Annotated in this window: 16 protein-coding genes and 2 pseudogenes; 6 read left to right on the forward strand and 12 right to left on the reverse strand. The window is 66.7% G+C overall.

Annotated elements, in window-relative coordinates:
* Nucleotides 1–200: 200 nt before the first annotated feature.
* The 3 genes from DSC45_RS35090 (at nt 201) to DSC45_RS35105 (ending at nt 2939) form a co-directional block, all read left to right on the forward strand.
* The gene (locus DSC45_RS35090; protein ID WP_119296108.1) at nt 201–728 is read left to right on the forward strand and encodes an NUDIX domain-containing protein; all 528 of its coding nucleotides are present in this window, start codon (nt 201–203) and stop codon (nt 726–728) included.
* Between the two features lie 493 nt (nt 729–1221).
* Nucleotides 1222–1899, forward strand: coding sequence for a ScbR family autoregulator-binding transcription factor (locus DSC45_RS35095; protein ID WP_119296126.1), 678 nt, complete (start codon nt 1222–1224; stop codon nt 1897–1899).
* A 581-nt stretch (nt 1900–2480) separates the two neighbouring features.
* Complete coding sequence (locus tag DSC45_RS35105; RefSeq protein WP_119296110.1) at nt 2481–2939, forward strand: NUDIX hydrolase; 459 nt, start codon at nt 2481–2483, stop codon at nt 2937–2939.
* Nucleotides 2940–3394: 455 nt separating this feature from the next.
* Here DSC45_RS35105 and DSC45_RS35110 read toward each other — a convergent pair whose 3' ends face one another.
* Together DSC45_RS35110 and DSC45_RS35115 are read right to left on the reverse strand one after the other, a co-directional pair.
* On the reverse strand, nt 3395–4267 hold the full coding sequence (locus tag DSC45_RS35110; protein WP_119296111.1) for an SDR family oxidoreductase: 873 nt from the start codon (nt 4265–4267) through the stop codon (nt 3395–3397).
* On the reverse strand, nt 4267–5268 hold the full coding sequence (locus tag DSC45_RS35115; RefSeq protein WP_119296112.1) for a ScbA/BarX family gamma-butyrolactone biosynthesis protein: 1002 nt from the start codon (nt 5266–5268) through the stop codon (nt 4267–4269). The genes DSC45_RS35110 and DSC45_RS35115 overlap by 1 nt, the downstream gene beginning before the upstream one ends.
* A gap of 67 nt (nt 5269–5335) precedes the next feature.
* Here DSC45_RS35115 and DSC45_RS35120 point away from each other — a divergent pair, with 67 nt between their 5' ends.
* A complete protein-coding gene (locus tag DSC45_RS35120) occupies nt 5336–6001 on the forward strand; it encodes a ScbR family autoregulator-binding transcription factor (protein ID WP_119296113.1) in 666 nt (221 codons plus the stop codon).
* Between the two features lie 20 nt (nt 6002–6021).
* On the opposite strand, the gene DSC45_RS35125 is transcribed toward DSC45_RS35120, so the two are convergent.
* From DSC45_RS35125 to DSC45_RS35150, 6 genes are all read right to left on the reverse strand, one after another.
* Entirely contained in the window at nt 6022–7503 is a 1482-nt protein-coding gene (locus tag DSC45_RS35125) for an FAD-dependent monooxygenase (protein WP_119296114.1), read from the reverse strand.
* A 260-nt stretch (nt 7504–7763) separates the two neighbouring features.
* Nucleotides 7764–8339: a transcriptional regulator gene (locus DSC45_RS35130; protein ID WP_119296115.1), complete on the reverse strand. Its 576-nt coding sequence runs from the start codon at nt 8337–8339 to the stop codon at nt 7764–7766.
* 443 nt (nt 8340–8782) lie between these two features.
* The gene (locus tag DSC45_RS35135) at nt 8783–9157 is read right to left on the reverse strand and encodes a fic family toxin-antitoxin system, toxin component (RefSeq protein ID WP_119296116.1); all 375 of its coding nucleotides are present in this window, start codon (nt 9155–9157) and stop codon (nt 8783–8785) included.
* Nucleotides 9154–9411, reverse strand: a complete 258-nt coding sequence (locus DSC45_RS35140; protein WP_162929448.1) for a plasmid mobilization protein — start codon at nt 9409–9411, stop codon at nt 9154–9156. Before DSC45_RS35140 ends, DSC45_RS35135 begins: the two co-directional genes overlap by 4 nt.
* A gap of 767 nt (nt 9412–10178) precedes the next feature.
* Nucleotides 10179–10997: an alpha/beta hydrolase gene (locus DSC45_RS35145; protein ID WP_240435028.1), complete on the reverse strand. Its 819-nt coding sequence runs from the start codon at nt 10995–10997 to the stop codon at nt 10179–10181.
* A gap of 64 nt (nt 10998–11061) precedes the next feature.
* A complete protein-coding gene (locus DSC45_RS35150) occupies nt 11062–11451 on the reverse strand; it encodes a winged helix-turn-helix transcriptional regulator (protein WP_052410773.1) in 390 nt (129 codons plus the stop codon).
* A gap of 39 nt (nt 11452–11490) precedes the next feature.
* Between DSC45_RS35150 and DSC45_RS35155 the strand changes: the two genes are divergently transcribed.
* Entirely contained in the window at nt 11491–12999 is a 1509-nt protein-coding gene (locus DSC45_RS35155) for an MFS transporter (protein WP_119296118.1), read from the forward strand.
* A 48-nt stretch (nt 13000–13047) separates the two neighbouring features.
* The gene (locus DSC45_RS35160; RefSeq protein ID WP_031038655.1) at nt 13048–13899 is read left to right on the forward strand and encodes an IS5 family transposase; all 852 of its coding nucleotides are present in this window, start codon (nt 13048–13050) and stop codon (nt 13897–13899) included.
* 36 nt (nt 13900–13935) lie between these two features.
* Here DSC45_RS35160 and DSC45_RS35165 read toward each other — a convergent pair.
* The 4 genes and pseudogenes from DSC45_RS35165 to DSC45_RS35180 all read right to left on the reverse strand — a co-directional run.
* A pseudogene (locus DSC45_RS35165) lies at nt 13936–14294 on the reverse strand (hypothetical protein).
* Between the two features lie 13 nt (nt 14295–14307).
* Nucleotides 14308–14808 (reverse strand): TetR/AcrR family transcriptional regulator, encoded by a 501-nt coding sequence (locus tag DSC45_RS35170; RefSeq protein ID WP_119296119.1) that lies wholly within the window; start codon nt 14806–14808, stop codon nt 14308–14310.
* 283 nt (nt 14809–15091) lie between these two features.
* Nucleotides 15092–16048: a GNAT family N-acetyltransferase gene (locus DSC45_RS35175; RefSeq protein ID WP_119296120.1), complete on the reverse strand. Its 957-nt coding sequence runs from the start codon at nt 16046–16048 to the stop codon at nt 15092–15094.
* A 190-nt stretch (nt 16049–16238) separates the two neighbouring features.
* Nucleotides 16239–16469: pseudogene (locus DSC45_RS35180) on the reverse strand (transposase); the annotation flags it as partial.
* Between the last annotated feature and the right edge of the window lie 90 nt (nt 16470–16559).

Raw genomic sequence — 16559 nt, forward strand, 5'->3', positions numbered from 1 at the left:
GCTGCTCCTCGACTCGGTGAAGACCCCGGCCGACCCGGCAGGCGAGGCGGAGACCGAGGACGCACCGGAACCAGAACCGGTCAAGTAACCCGAAGGAGCACGCGAGTCGAGTACGACTCCACTCACGCTCTGCCCTGACTCCACTCGCACACGATCCATGCACCACCGGGGCCATCTTGGCCTCTGCAAGCGTGAGTTCCATGAGCGAATGGGTTGATCGTGTCGACGGCCAGGACGAGGTCCTGGCCGTCGTCCGTCGCCACGACGCGGTCCGCCACGGGTGGTTGCACCGCATCGCGGCGATCGTGTGCCGCGACAGCGCCGGCCGAGTGCTCGTGCACCGCCGCCCGCCAGACGCCTCCACTTTCCCCGGCCACATCAACTGGCTGCTCGGTGGTGGAGTTGGTGTCCGCGAGACCTACGAGAGCGCGGCAGCACGGGAGTTGGCCGAGGAAGCCGGCGTCTCCGGACAGCCGAGATTCCTCTTCAAGTTCCTGTGCGATGGCCGAATCAGTCCTTACTGGCTCGCCATCCACGAGGTCGAAGTGCCGGGCCCGATCCACCCGTGCACCGACGAGATCGACGGGCACGCCTGGGTGACCGACTCCGAACTGCACGACCTCGTCCGGGACGAACACTTCGTCCCGGACGCACGGGAAGCGTACGAGCGCTATCTGGCTCTGCACGCGCCGGCAGTCCCCCAGGGAGCCGCCCGTGGCCTGTCCTGACTCCTTGGAACAGCTGCAACTCCGACCGCGTGCCGCGTCTGTTCCCCGTGCGTGAACACCGGACGTGCCGGATTCCGTTCACGACCCGCAACGCCCTCACCCAGGCTGTGGCGCCCCGTTGAGCCGCTTAGGCGTGCCCGCTCCTTCCGGGGGCATCATCCCCGCGAAAGCAAACCGGTACGCCTGTTTCTGCATTTCTCACTCAGCGTCACGCAACAAGCATTGACTGGCTCGCAGCCAGTGATACCCGCACGTTGGCTGGATCCTGTCCCGTTGACGCGTCTAACTAACATTGGTCACTCCACTTGAGAAACTCCGCCATCCCACCGGCCGCTCTCGACGAATCCTCAACAAGTCGGACATGCATGCGGCTTAAAACAGGGATCTCGGTTTGGTATTGTCAGCACAGTCGTCGCTTGGAACCTTCCAATCGCACCGTAGGCCTCGACGTCCTGACGGATGCACAGGACGCATTCCGCATCGGGGAGTGAGCGTGAGCAAACAGGAACGAGCAACTCGCACTCGCCGAGCCCTGATCCAGTCGGCCGCGAATCTCTTCGAAGAGTGCGGCTACGTCCCCGCCCGCCTCACGAAGATCAGTGCGGGCGCGGGCGTGAGCCGAGGAGCCCTGCACTTCCACTTCGAGAACAAGGCCGCCGTCGCGGAAGCGGTGGAGCAGGAAGCTGCCCGCGCACTGCACCACGCCGCCCAGTCCGTGCTGTCCGCGGACACCGGTGCGGTGCAGCAACTCGTGGACGTCACCCACACGTTCGCCTACATGCTGCGGTGGGACGTGGTGGTCCGCGCCGGTTTCCAGCTCAACTGCGAAGGCCACGTGGAGACCGGCGTCAACTTCCGCCAGGAGTGGCAGGACTGCATGACGGCACTCGTGACACGTGCCCATGAGGAAGGCGCCCTGGCGGACGGCGTGTCCCAGGAGACCCTGGTCACCACACTGATGGCAGGGACCACGGGCTTCGAGGTACTCAGCCGCACGGACAAGGAGTGGCTCTCGCGCTACTCACTCACCGGCTTCTGGCAACATATGCTGCTGGTACTCGCCAGTGCCGGCACCCTCGCCGACATCGACCCCAAGGGCACCGACGTGGTGATCGAGACCTCGTCACGCATCCCGGAGCAGTGTCCCCCGCCGCCCTCCGCACCCCAGTAGTTCCTGGGCGGGCCCCCGCGCCCCCTCCAACTCCCCGCATGCAGCCGCGCCTTGTCCCGCACCGCGTGAGCGCCGCCCCTGTCCAGCCTCGCGCAGCACCCCCAGGGCGGGCGCGGACGAGGAGCCCTGTCCGGGCTTGGCACCCCTGAAGATGCCGAGACAGGCCGCGATTTCGCGCAGACGAAACTCTTCGTCGCGCAGAAGGAGGGCGGTGAAGAGCGTCTCGTCGTCGGTGACACCGGGGACGCCGACGGTCTCGCTTCACTTGCGGGCGGGATTGAGGCCGCTCTGCGGCCGGAAAGAACGTCTTGATGCCACGCCGGATCAGCTACCGGTGGCGCGTGCGCGAGCTGATGGCCGCCCGCGGCATGTCCACCGTCGCCGAGCTGATGCCGCACATGGCCGAGCGCGGCAGGACCTCCGCGATCCGTCAGCTCGTCCTCCAAGCCCCGGCCCTCGTCATCGCGAGGCACTCGGCTATCACGACAAGACCACCCCCCGCCTGGTCACCGAGGCCGGCGGAACCTGGAGCCGATACGCCCCCAGCAACCACGAAAGGCACGATGACTGACAATGCCGGGATGGCCCGAACCAGAATCCGTGTCGCCGCATACGTAATCCGGAGCCGCGCCATCCCCGAAGTTCTGGTGTTCGACCACCTCGGTATGCCGGAGGCCGGCACCCAAGTCCCTGCGGGAGGAGTCACATCAGGCGAAGGACTGGAAGAAGCGGTCCTTCGAGAGGTCGCCGAGGAAACCGGTCTGCTGAGAGCCACGGTGGTCCGGCAGATCGCCGTGGAGGACAAGCCCCATCCCGACACGGGTCAGCCACGACGAACCAGCTTCTTCTTCCTCCAGGCACCAGCAGACACCTCCGATGCGTGGGACCACGACGTCCACGGCGACGGAGACGACACCGGCCTCACCTTCGCCTGCCGGTTCCTCCCCCTTCCCCTGAAGCAACCACTGGCCGACGATCACGACGCATGGCTGGGCCACATCGATCCGCGCTGGACCACCGTGACCGACGACAGTCAGTAATCAGAAGCCGGCCCATCCGCTGAATACGCGACACATCAACATGCGGGCTTGTCAGTCCCGAGGCCGATCCTCACCTCGGCCGGACACCTCCCCCATTGTCCGAAGACGTGCTCGCCCAACTCGCCCCGTAGCCCCACGACGTCCGTAACTCGACATCACGGGCGACTCCATCGCGGCCTGGTGGACTGGGCGGAGCTACGATCCACCCCCGATCCCCGGGTGGCCGCAACCGCGGTGACGGCCCGGTGGGATGACGGTCGTCGCAGGTGCCCATGCCGGGATCCTCCAACACCCGCCGAGACGAAGGCGAGCCTGCGCACCCAGCACTCACCGTCGACACACTCAGGCACTCAGGCACTCAGGCAGCTGTCAGCTGCCAGAGAATGCCCGACACCGGAACACGCGAGCTCCCCAGCCCCGGCCCGCCCCCGACAGCCACCCCACTGCGGGAGTCGTCATCGGGCGACGGCCTTCTCCCGCACTCCCCCGAAATGCTGGGCATGGTCGGCCGCCCAGGTGAGAAACGACCTGGGTCGTTGTCCTGTCACGTCGTGGACGGTCGACTCCACTGTGGCCTTCGCCCCGTCCCGTTGCCGCTGTGCCATCGCGAGGAGGGCGTCCGCCACGTCGGACGGGTAACGCCGCAGTAGTTGAGCGCGGGCGCGGCGGGGAGCCTGCTCCTCGAAGCGCAGCGGGGTGCCGAGGACTTGGGACAGCTGGTGAGTCTGCTCGGCCGGTGTGATCGCCTGCGGGCCGGTCAGCGTATAGATGCGATCCTCATGTCCTTCTTCGGTGAGGACTCGTGCCGCGACCGCGGCGACATCGCGGGGGTCGATGGTGGCGTTCGGCCCCGAGCCGGCGACGGCGCGTACCGTACCGTGCGCGCGTACCGTCGCGGCCCACGACAGCGCGTTGGACATGAACGAGCGGGGCCGCAGCAGCGTCCACTCCATGCCCGAGTTGCGCAGCAGACGCTCCGTGTCGCGCTGCCACCGGGTGATGACATCGGTGGCCCGAGCGTCCGTGACCCCGGCGGCGGACAGTTTGACGATATGCCGCACGCCGCCGGCCCGGGCCGCGTCGAGGAACCTGTCGTCGTCCTGCTCCGTCGGCCGGTTGGTCACCAGGAACACCGCCCGTACGCCCTTCAGTGCGGGCCTGAGCGAACTGGCTTCGCCGTAGTCGGCCCTGACGGCGTCGGCGCCCGGCGCCGCGGCCGTCACCTCTGCTGCCCGGCGGGACACCAGGCGCACAGGCTCCGGGCCGGCCAGCAGAAGCCTGGCCACTTCACGTCCGATCGTGCCCGTGGCTCCGGTCACCAGGATCATCAAAATCTCCTGCTGCCGGCGAAGTTGGACACGAAGGCGAGCTCGCCGCCCTGGGACCCGAGGATCCGTGCCGTGCGGTCCCCGGCCGTGGTCACCATGGGGCTTACCTGGATCTGGCACGGCGCGTCGAATTCCACGTACTGGTGGAAGGCGATGTGGCCGCTGGTGGCGACGAACCGTTCCGGGGCACACGCGGCCTGTGCCGCCTGCCTGCCGGCCTCGAACAGGAGCATCCCCGGTACGTGGTCGTTGGGCCTCTGGAAGAGCGTGGGATGTCCTGTGTCGACCCTCAGGTCCCAGGCGTTCTGCTGCGCGGTACCGGCCAGCAGTACGTCGCCGTCGTGCGCCCGTCCGGCGATCGACGGCGCGATGCCCGGCACCTCGGGCGCCCTGCACCCGTCGTCGGTACGTCCGTTCCTGATCCGGTTGTACACCGGTCGGCTGAGCATGCGCGTGTTGATCAGCCCGGTTGCTGCCTCGTATCCACCCCGCAGGAGCGTGAACTCGATGGATGCATAGGATAGATGCCCTCCCCGGCGCTTCAGCACAGGGAAGCGGACATCGACCTCGACATCCGTCGGTCCCGGCTCTGCCACCAGGTGTTCCATCCGGCAGTCGTAGCCCAGGTCCGACAGGAGCAGCTTGTGGTCCAGCGGTACCCCGTACGACGCATGGAGTACGAGAAGTGCGGCTTGACGGAACGTCTCCGCCACTAGGAGCGGGTCGTAGCGATTGCCGGACACGGGAGGGAAGAACGGGTGCGTGCTCGTCCACTGGGCGCGCACACAGAAATCGTCCTCTCCTGTGCGGCTCCACTCGACAGGAAACGCGTCCATCGCTCTGGTTCGGTGAAGATGGGCGAGTTGCGCATACCCCCCATCGAGATCGGAAGGCGTCAGTATGGCTGTTGAGCTTGCGGTTCGGTTCATGAACCCCCCCAGCGGGTCAGGAGAACGGCGATCCGAGCAACAACGGGTTGCACTTCGATAAGATACATACATGCCGGTTTTTTTGAATCCCGGTTCGTCAACTTAGTCAGATCAGGAACGTCGAGAACGTGGAGACAACGTGGCAAAACAGGACAGAGCGATCCGTACGCGCCGGATCATCCTGGAGGCAGCCGCATCGGTCTTCGAGGTAAGGGGGTACCAAGCTGCCACCATCTCCGAGATCCTCACGGTGGCGGGGGTGACCAAGGGCGCCCTGTACTTCCATTTCGACTCCAAGGATGACCTCGCCCTGGGTGTTCTCCAGGAGCAGGATCACCAGCTGGAAGTGCCGCCCCAGACCTGCAAGAGCCAGGAGTTCGTTGACGTCGGCGCCCTGCACGCCTATCGAATTGAAACCGACCCGCTGGTTCGGTCTGCTGTGGCGCTTTCCATGGACGCCCATGCCCGGGGGCTGGACCGGAGTGGGCCCTTCATCCGCTGGAGTCAGCTCCTCCGGACTATCCTTCTCCAGGCCAAGGACCAGGGCGAACTACTGCCTCACGTCGTTCCGGCCGAGTCTGCGGAGATCTTCGTGGGCGCCTTCGGGGGTACCCAAGCGATGTCGCGGGCCGTCGAAGGGGGCGATCAGATGACGCTAGCGGAACGTATTTCACAACTTTACCGACACATACTGCCCAGTCTGGTACTTCCGTCCGTACTGATGTCCCTGGATCTGTCACCGAATCGGGGAGCCACGGTCGCCCAACTGATCGACGCCGCGGAGGAAACAACCGAGGTTCCCTGATTTTCTCTGCCTGTTGGGCGTCAGCCGGCAGCCCCGAACCACGCCCGCAGCGCCGCCTTGAGATCTCCGCCGTCGGCCGCCCACCCGATGTACCCGTCCGGGCGGACCAGGAGCGCCTCGCAGGGAAGGCCGGAGCTGTTCTTCACCTCCACCGAGCGCACCACGTTCCGCCAAGGACGTGCCTCATCGGCATAACGCGTGCTGCCGTGCCCGGAGATGAGCAACGGACGTCCCTCACGCATGAGGCCGATGAGATCGCTCGGCCCACCGCCCGCATCGAGCGGCAGATTCTGCAGGAACAGCCCTTCAATCGGTGACGGATGCTCCGTGATCGGTGCGTACGCGGTCTCCTGCGCGCTGACGAGGTTCCCGAGATACCGGTCCGCCTGACCGTGACCGAGCATCTCGTCGAAGAGACTGTGCAATGGATCGCGGGCACCGACCATACGCATGAGCGTCAATTGCGCCCGAGTATTCGCGACCACACGCTGCGCCGCGTGCTGACGTTCTTCGTCATAAGTGTCGAGAAGTCTTACGCCGGAACTTCCCCTGACCACATGGGCAAGCTTCCAGGCGAGGTTGAAACCATCCAACATTCCCGTGCTGAGCCCCTGGCCGCCTACTGGAAAATGCACATGCGCCGCATCTCCCGCGAGAAATACCCGGCCCTGACGAAACCGCTGTGCCAGCCGTGTGAAATCGCTGAATCGCGTGAGAAAACGAGCGTCCTCCATCGGCACGTCATGTCCGATGACGCGTGACACTTCCGCACGGAATTCCTCCGGCGTTACCGGAACGTTCCGTTCTGGATACGGCCTCGCCAGATCGAGAACCCTTATCAAACTCTGCCCCTCAGGATTGTCCGTGACGACAGTCCAGCCCCGGCTGTTGCTGTGCCAGCCACGGGGCAGTGAAGACGGATCCGCCAATCGGACAAGCCCCATCATCGCCGACGCCGACGCGGGGACGACCTCCGAGGGAAAGCCGAACTGCTCCCGCACCGTACTGCGAGCTCCATCGGCTCCCACCAGGTAATCCGCACTCTGGGACCTACGGCCGTGCGGACCTTCGACCACCATCTCGACCCGATCCGACTCCTGCCGGGCCTCCACCACCCGATGGCCACGGAGCACCTCACAACCCAAGTCACGCGCCCGCTCCTCGAAGAACCGCTCCAGGCTCGACTGGGGAATCTTCAGGATCGGCGGAGGCTCCATCTCCGGGACGGTAATGGTCAGTCCCGATAAACCGGCGAAATGGAACGGCTGCGCCGTAAGACCGTACTTTCTGGAACGGCCCGTCAGGTCGTCCAAGTACCCACGTCTGGCCAGCGACTGAACAGTCCGGGCATGCAGCGTGCCGGCCTTGGGACGGTTCGACGTCTCCGTTTCCGTCTCCAGTACGCGAGCACGCACGCCATAGAGCGCGAGCTCCGCAGCAATCAGCATGCCGACCGGCCCGCCACCAGCAATAACTACCTCATTGTGGGACGAGCTCTGCATACATGCCTCATTCCGTCCGGGCCCCCTACACCGACGCACGCCCAGACAGCTCACAACCCCGCGAACTCACGTAAAGAATCCACGCAAAGACGGTCACCGCCTGGTCGACGGGCAGAACTCTATCGCGCGAGGAAGCCTTCAATAAGACTATCGGCCACAACAACCCGCGGACGATGGGGAATTGGACAACGCCCCCGGCACGGGAGCGAGCACCGCACTCGAGCCCACTGCAGGCTTGCGCCCCGGCTCCCCACCCCGGCTCAGGCGGCGAAGCCGACCGCAGTGCAGTACTCGTAGGCGCCGTAGTCCGACCCGAGGTCGGGCAGCACGCCGTCGGTCCAGGCATCGTCGAGACCCTGGTCATCGCTGGTGGCCCAGGAGTCGACGATGCCGTCCCAATTGCGGACGTTCATAGTCCGGTAAGGCACGACCCGTTGATGCGGCCGGGAGACTTGAGACTGGTTGAGAGGGTGGATCTCCACCCGGGTACCGCGGCCCTCACGGTTGAGGCGCTTGAGGAGATGGCGGGCCACATTGTGGCGGCGCACGGCGCGATAGGCTTGCTCGATGCGCTCCATGTTCTTCCTCGACGGGGAACGTTCACCTGCCAGCCAGGCCCTCAGCGTGCGGTCGGTGACGGTGAGACCGGCCTCCCGTGCTGCGAGGCGGGCATGGTCGGTGCGGGTGAGGTAGCGCAGACGTGCCATCAGCCCGCGCCGCTGCGAGATGGGCGTGGCGACATAGCCGGCCAGCTCGTCGAGCTTGCGGGCGACAAGTTCACTGCCCTTCGCACCGCGGGCACCGAGCTTGCCGAACTCGAGGTTCCTCTCCGGCACTTACTCCCCCTCCTCATCCGCAGGGTCACTCCCCACGCGACAGATGACCGATGTCCGTCACTTCACCCCAGCGCCTCCACACCCCTCAGCAAACACGGAACGCCGACCGCCGAGTGCCGGTCACCGATGACATGGCGCTCGACAGTATCCCTGGGCCTGTGCGACGAGCGCGGCCGACACAGGCCGCCCGTCGCACATATGGTCCGCCGGCAGCCACCTTTCGCAGGCCGCGCAGAAGCTCATCGAATCACCGGCGGGAACCCCTGCCCCAATCGGGGCCACGGCGCAGGGGCATGGGCATATCGGGCGGCGCCCGGTGAACACCTCAGCCGAGAGGCGACCAGACGGCACGACGCTTCGCGACGGTGGGCAGGTCGACGTGATGGACCCTGCGCCACAGCTTCACCGAACAGGCCCGTCTCGGTGGCGGGCCGAAGAGATGATCAGCTCCGACTCCACCCTCGGATCTCGGCAGCAGCACTGCGTACATCGAGCGAATCACGCTCGATGCGCTCAGCGAGGTCAGCGGCCGTCTTGGCGCTCACGGTGACGAAGCAGCCCGAAATACTCAAGTAGGAGGCGGCGACCACGGCCGCGAACAGCTTGTTCCGCGCCTCCAGAGCGGGCACGCGCACGAGTTGGTGCATGAGAGCAGCGGCTCGGTGGTGAGGTTCCGCATAGACGTACACGTCCATCACCTTGTCGCCATGACGGGCCACGGCTGCTTGAAGGCTGCCGAAGTCGGTGACCTCCGGGTCGCCGGGCAGGACGCGGTGAGCCAGATCGAGGAGCCAGGCGCGATCGATGTGAATGATCACGCGGCGCGACGGTCCTTGCCCGCAGCGGCGGCCGCCCCGTGGCCGTCGGCGCCAAAACGCGCATCGAAGTGCTCGGCCCACTCGCCGACGAAGTGGTCGCCGGCCACGAGGAACCGGTGACGCAGGTCGTTGGCCTCATCGGCGAGGAGTTGGCGGGCGTACTCGTTCACCTCCATACCGACCGCAGCCGCACGTTCTTCGATGCCTTCGTAGACCGCTTCGTCCACTCGCACATTGATCTGCTTCTTCGCCATGCCCTCCACTGTAGCAATCCGTACAGGCCGCTACACACGACTCTACGCATCTTCGCCGACCTGGTCGGGAACGGGGCCACAAACCGCTCCCCCACCCGACCATGACCGACGACGACCGCCAGGGCGGATGCGGGATCAGGGCCTCCACGTCAGGTCGGTCGAGGCGGAATGGGACCAAGCCCCGCAGGTGCGGGGAGCACTCACCGGCTGGAATCCGGGAGGCCCGTGGGGCCAGTCCAGAGTTGCGCTCTGTGCTGCGGCGGGCGATGTACTGCTTCACCCAGAGGTCCCACTTGTCGTGGCCGTAGCCGCGGTCGCTCACTATCACGCCCGCTCCTGCCGGGGCCTCCCGCGCTGGTGCTCTGACCGCATAGGTTCACCGTGTCGCGCTCGAATGGGTGTCGCGGAGAGCTCGGATGCGTCGGCTGACCGAACTGTCGGCGACCGTAGGCGTCCAGACGGACCAGCCGATTCCGCTGCATGTGCGGTCAGTCGTTCATTGCCCAGCTCGGGCCTCCGGCCTCGCTCACGATCCTCAAAGTAGTTGCGGTCCGGCGACGTCCTCGGTCGGCGTCAGTGTCGGGTCAACCGGTGCAAGGCGTCGATTACGGGCGGCGCGAGCCGGTCCGGGTGGTCGGGGTCGTGCATCAGGTGGTCCACTGCCGGCAGTGTCACCCGGCCCGGTCGCCCGGCATGCGCGTGGCGCAGGGCGGTCGTCAGGGTGTTCGTCGTGGCACAAGGGACCTGGGCGTCGTTCGTGCCGCACGTCAGCAGCACCTTGGTTCCCGGTCGGAGTGCGGCGGCGGCCCCGGTGGGTAGACGGCGTCATCGCTTTCGACGAACCGGGCGTTGGGGCCTTGGAACGCGTCGAAGAGCTGGGTGATCGCGGGCGGCAGGTCGGTGGTGTCGACCGGTTGGTGTTCGCGCAGGGAGGTGACGGCGGCATCGATGGCCGCGTTGATGGTGCGTTGTTGCTCCGGCGTGAACTGGCCCTGCCGCGTTGCTTCGGCGATCTGGGCTTTGAGTTGGAGCGCGACCAGGTCCAGCATGCGGATCGCCTGGGGTTGCAGCAGCGCCAGACCGGCCGGGCGCGGGTGGACGGTGCCGCCGAGCACCAGGCTCGTCATCGCGCCCTCGCTGTGTCCGACGAGCATCAGTTCGTGCGGGTCGGTCTCCGGTTGATCGCGCAACGACTCGTAGGCGGCCCGTGCCTGGCGGACGAATGCTGGGTAGTCGAGGTCTTCCGGGTGGTCCCGGTAGGCGCCGAGCCCGGTGCGGCCGGTGCCGTACTTGTCGAACCGCAGCGTGGCGATCTTCTCCCCGCCGAGCGCGTCGGCCACCTGTGCCAGGGTGTCCGGTGAGGACGCGGGCGGTTGGTTGCCGTCGCGGTCGGTGGGTCCGCTGCCGTGCAGCAGCAGTGCCGCCCGCAGCCGTTGCCCGGCACGATGTTCGGGAACATGCAGGGTGCCGTACGCGGTCGTGCCATCGGCCGTGAAGACGACCTCGCGGTCGGCGGCAGGCACGAGCCGGGGTGTTGCCTCGGCCGGGGCTGCGGTGACGGCGGTGACGGCGACCAGTGCCGTCACAGCTACTGCTAAGGCCGTCCGCCAGTAGGTGATCGTTGAGCGCCTGCGGGGTCCTCCGTCGGCGTCAGGGAGCTGGTGCCGTGGCGGCGTCGTAGGTGGCGCGGGCGGCGGTGATGTCGGCTCGGTGGTGTTCCGCCCAGCCGACGAGCTCGGTGAGGGTTGCGTGGAGTTCGCGGGCCATGGGTGTGAGGCTGTATTCCACCTTGGGTGGCACGGTGGGGTAGACGGTCCGGATGAGCAGGCCGTCGCGTTCCAGCTTGCGCAGGTTCAAGGTGAGCATGCGTCGGCTGATGCCTTCGATGCTGCGTTCCAACTCGGTGAACCGGACCGGCCCGTGTACGGCGGCGACGAGGATTCCGATGCTCCATTTGCCCGCGACGTGGTCGAGGACCTCGGTGATCGGGCATGCCTCGTTGCCGACCTGGTCGGACACACCGGTGTGACTGCGTGACATGAAAGTGCCTCCTTCCGCAGCGCGTCATGGTTACAGAAGATGGCTGCTGTAACAAGTCGTGCACCATTGGAAGGGGTTCCCGTGCGGAGAACCAACTCATCAGCACAGACATCGCGTTGGTCGGCACTGGCCGTGCTCTGTGCCGGGCAGTTGATGGTCATCCTTGACGGGACCATCGTGAACGTGGCGTTGCCGTCCATCCAGCGCGACCTCGGGTTCTCCTCGTCGGGTCTGGCCTGGGTGGTCAACATCTACCTGGTCCCCTTCGGTGGTCTGCTGCTGCTTGCCGGACGGTTCGGCGACCTCATCGGGCGCAAGCGCGTCTTCATCACCGGCCTCATCCTCTTCACGGCTGCCTCGCTGCTGTGCGGTGTGTCCCAGGACCCGGCGGTGCTGCTGGCCTCCCGGTTCGTCCAGGGCATCGGCGGCGCGGTGACCTCCGCCGTCACCCTCGGCATGGTCGTGAACCTGTTCCCGCAGCCGAAGGAGCGGGCCAAGGCCATCGGCGTCTACAGCTTCGTCCAGTCCGCCGGCGGCTCGATGGGCCTCCTCGCCGGCGGCGCCCTGACGCAGACCGTCAGCTGGCACTGGATCTTCTTCGTCAACGTACCGATCGGCATCGTGGCCGCGCTGTTGGCCGGGCGCGTGCTCGCGTCCGAGCACGGTGTCGGCCTCGGCAAGGGGACCGACGTCGTGGGTGCGCTCCTGGTCACATCCGCACTGATGCTCAGCGTCTACACGATCGCCGAGACCACCAACTACGGCTGGACTTCCGCGCACACGCTGAGCTTCGGCGCCGCGGCGCTCACCCTGCTCCTCGCCTTCGTCGCCCGCCAGGCGAAGGCGCCCCAGCCGCTCCTGCCGTTGCGTGTGTTCCGCTCGCGCAACGTCTCGGGAGCGCTCGGAATCCAGGCCCTCATGGTGGCCGGGATGTTCAGCTTCCAATTCCTATGCGTGCTCTACCTGCAGAAGGTGCTCGGCTTCGACGAGATACACACCGGCCTCGGCATCTTCCCGGTCTCGGTCGCGATCGGCGCACTGTCCCTCGGCCTCTCGCCCAAACTGATCGCGCACTTCGGCCCCCGTGCCGTACTCCTTCCAGGACTCGTGCTGATCGCGGCAGGACTCGCCGCGCTCGGCCGCGTACCGGCAGGCGGGAGTTATGTCGTGGACGTCCTGCCCGCGCTGCTGCCGCTCGGCATCGGCTTCGGCCTTGCGATGCCGTCGCTCGCCACGCTTGCGATGTCAGCGGCCACGCCCCAGGATTCGGGGATCGCCTCCGGCATGTTCAACACCATGCAGCAGATCGGCAGCGCGTTCGGCCTCGCGGTCCTCAGCACACTCGCCACCTCGCACACGGATGCCCTGCTGGGCGACGGGGCAAGCACCGCCTCGGCACTCACGGGTGGTTACCAGCTCGCCTTCCGCATCGGCTCGGGCCTCGTCGCCGTCGCTCTCCTCCTCGCCGCCACCCTGCTGCGATCCCCCGCCACAGCGCAACCTCCAGCGGCCGAGACAAAGCCGGTCGCCGAGAACGCCGCTCACTGACCAGGCGGCCACGCCACCCCAGGCCGAGCTGCGCTCACAGGAGGAGATGTGCCTGTCGTGCCCTCGTTGATCATCGCCCCCATCCGTGCCGAGTTCCTTGCGTCATTGCCGCAGCGGGTCAGTACCCATCCGCTGGGATGTCATCGTCGGCGGATCCCGGATGAGGTGATCTTCGACAAGCTCATCGAAGTACTGGTGTCCGGGATGGGATACGAGCGAGTGGCGGACGCGACATGCTCGGCGACCACCTTGCGCAGGCGCCGTGACGAGTGGATAACGGTCGGCGCGGGCGAGGCCCTGCGCCTGGCCGCGCTCGCCGCCTACGACCGCATGATCGGCCTTGGCCTGGAACAGCTCAGCGCCGACGGCTGCCAGACCAAGGCCCCCTCGGGCGGCGAATGCGCGGGCAAGAGCCCCGTCGACCGGGCCAAACAAGGCATCAAACGCTCACAGCTCACCGATGCGTACGGCATCCCGCTGGTCACCGAGCCCGCACCGGCCAACATTCGCGATCACACCATGCTGCCCGCCACCCTCGACCGCTACGCCGACCTCGCCAAGACGCTCGGCCCGCTGCCCGAGCGACCGGCGCTGAGCCTGGATGCGGGCTACGACTACCGGCCGGTCTACGCCCACCTAGACACACGCGGCATCACCGCGAAGATCGCCAAACGGGGTGAACAGACCCCGATCCAAGCCGACGGACGGTGGGTCGTGGAGCGCACGAACTCGTGGATGAACAACTTCGGCAAGCTCCGCCGGTGCACCGAACGCCGCCGCGTCTGCGTCGAGTTCTTCATCGCCCTCGGCACCGCGATCATCACCATCCGTAGCCTCATCCGCCGGGCAAGGACCCTCTATCGCTGGCCCAACCGCCCCCGAAGCCCCCGCATCCGGTGACCTACTGGCGGACGCTCTAAGTGGCGGAACATCGGCTCACCTCTCTTGTGCGAGGGCATTTTCGACCAGGGTGACAGCCGCGCGGGGGTCGTCGACCTGCAGCACCAGGCGTGCGTACCGCTCGTCGGCGAGTTCGACCACGACACTCTTTGACGGATCCCTGACATTCCAGAAGACTTTCTCGCCATCCTGATGAAATGTGCCGGCGGTGATCACGCCGGGTACGTGGGAGCCCGGCGCACGAACCCCCTTGGGGTCGGTGGCGATGCCGGGGTCGGCGGTCGCGCCACGGACATTGGCCAGCGGGATGGTCAGGCTGCCTTGAAGGACCAGAGCTTGTCGAGACCCTCGATCACGACGATGAGGTCGTCGCCGTCGATACGCATCAGTGCCATGTCGGGTTCCGTTTCAGGGGAATCGGTCGAGGTGGTGGGTCAGCGCGGTGGCGACGTTGTCGGGGCTGCCACGCAGGAGGATGCCCAGCGCGGCGGCGGTGAGGGCGGCGGCCAGGTCGGCGGGAACGCCGAGGGCGTCGGCGATCGCCTGGTCGACGGCGGCCAATGCGGCCTTCACCTCGGAGGCGACCTCCTCGTCGACCGGCGCGCGTTCGATCGCCGCGAGCAGCAGCAGGCGGAGGTCGGCCGTGGTGACGAGCCGCAGCGCGGCCGCGGCATCCGATGCGCCGGCGAGGGCGTCGACCAAAGGGCGGACGTCGTCGGTGAGGTGGCGGCGCAGAGCGATCAGGTAGAGGCCGCGCTTGCTGCCGAACGTCTTGTACAGGCTGTTGCGGTGCACGCCGAGGTGGCTGACGAGATCGTCAACGGACACCCCGTCATAGGCACGTCCGCCGAACAGATCCACGGCGGCACGCACCGCTTCACCCTCGTCAAATGCTCTGGGCCTGCCCATGGCCACCAGCGTAGACAGTTAGGGAATGATCAGTCAAGAACGATCGTTCCTTAACCTCCTGCCCTCTTCGAGACGGTTCCTGAAGCATCTGCTGGTCTGCCCGGCCGACGACCCGACGACGTGTCCGCACACCGGTGCGCCGCTGAATCGCAAGGTGGACGCGGCGCTCACTGGCGCATGACAGACGGCGAGATCATCAGCATCTCGCGGAGACCGTGATGATCGCGTCCTCACGGGCTGGCCGGGCGAGGTCATTTCCTCGATCGGGTCAGCCGGTGAGCAATCACATGTGTTTGGCGTAGGTGACCGACCGGTCGCGCAGCTCGAACCCGAGCTTCGTGTACATCGCCAGCGCTCCGCTCGGATTCACGGCGTCGACGTCCAGTGCGGCGTTCAGCATCCCTGCATCACGGTAGGCGCGGAGGGCATCGAGGATGAGCGCAGTCGAGAGCCCCAGTCCGCGCCAGGCACGGATCACGCCGATCTCCGCCATGTACGCGAACGGTCCGCCGTTGAGTTCCCAGTCCGGCTGGTCGACGTCGGTGAGCACGGCCCCCACCACGATGTGAGGGTCCTCGGCCGTCCCTGACCCCGTGACGGCGACGCGTGACAGATGTGGCGCGAAGGACTCCATGGCGCGCTCCTCTTGCCACTCCTGCGCACTCGTGGGCTGGGTCCCCCAATGATCACGAAACGCGTCGTTGATCGCCACCCGTGTCGGCTCGGAGAGCTCGGAGGTGAAGGGCCGCAACGAGACTCCTTCTGCCAGGGGGCGTACCGGCGCGGCAACGGGATCGGCTAGTGAACGCCAGAGCTCCAGCCACCAGCGCGCGGGCCGGAAACCCGTAGCACGGAAGAGCGCGACAGCGTCTTCGTTCTCCTCCCGAGCTCCGGCGGCGATGCGCGCCGGCAGGTTACTTCCCGACCCCGCGAGCAACTGTCTGGCCCTTGCTTCCTGCCATGCCAGAAGAGCCCGGCCGATCCCGTGTGTCCTCCAATCGGGGTGCACGACACCGTCGAGGAATACCCCGGTCTCCGTCTCTTCGGTGTCCGAGAGCTTCGCCTCGCCGTACGCGACGGCTTCTCCCGCGTCCGATAGCGCGATGACAGCATCCGTGGAGATGTCAAAACGCTCACCGGTCAGCCCGTGCTCGACGAGCTCACGGGAGAGGATCTCGCGTGGATGATCGACTTCGCCGGCGACGCGCGTCAGTTCGTGGATCAGATCGAGATCATCCATCGAAGCAGGCCGCCACCGGAGACGCTGGCCGGCCGCAGACGGCGGCAGTGCCGGCAGGTGCGCAGGCGGCTTGGCGCGGTGCGCAAGCGGCACGCCTTCCGCAGCCAGTTCGCGGGCGTGAATCTCATCAGGCGCAAGGGCAGTAATGGTCGATCTCCTCGTCGTTCTTGCCGAGGCATACCCTCGCACGACGCGCGACAGTGAGCGGGAGAGCTCCGATGGAAGCGGGCTGGTCGACCACGACGAGGACGGTGCCGAACTTCGCGGCCAGCTTGTCGAAGACGGCCCGCAGCTTGGGTTCGCTGTTGGGCAGGGGCTTGTCGAGGACCTTCTTCCCCGCGGGGGTGAGTCCGTGGCCGTGGTGGGCGGTCTTGCCGACGTCCAGGCCCAGGAACACACCTACGTCTTCGATCTCCAACATCGTGCCCTTTCCGGGGAGTTGACGGTGTTGGCCTCGGCTTGGGTGTCGTGCTCGCGCATCCACGTTATGCAGACCTGCCGTCCGCGAACT

It is taken from the genome of Streptomyces sp. YIM 130001, assembly GCF_003574445.1.
Taxonomy (GTDB): domain Bacteria; phylum Actinomycetota; class Actinomycetes; order Streptomycetales; family Streptomycetaceae; genus Streptomyces.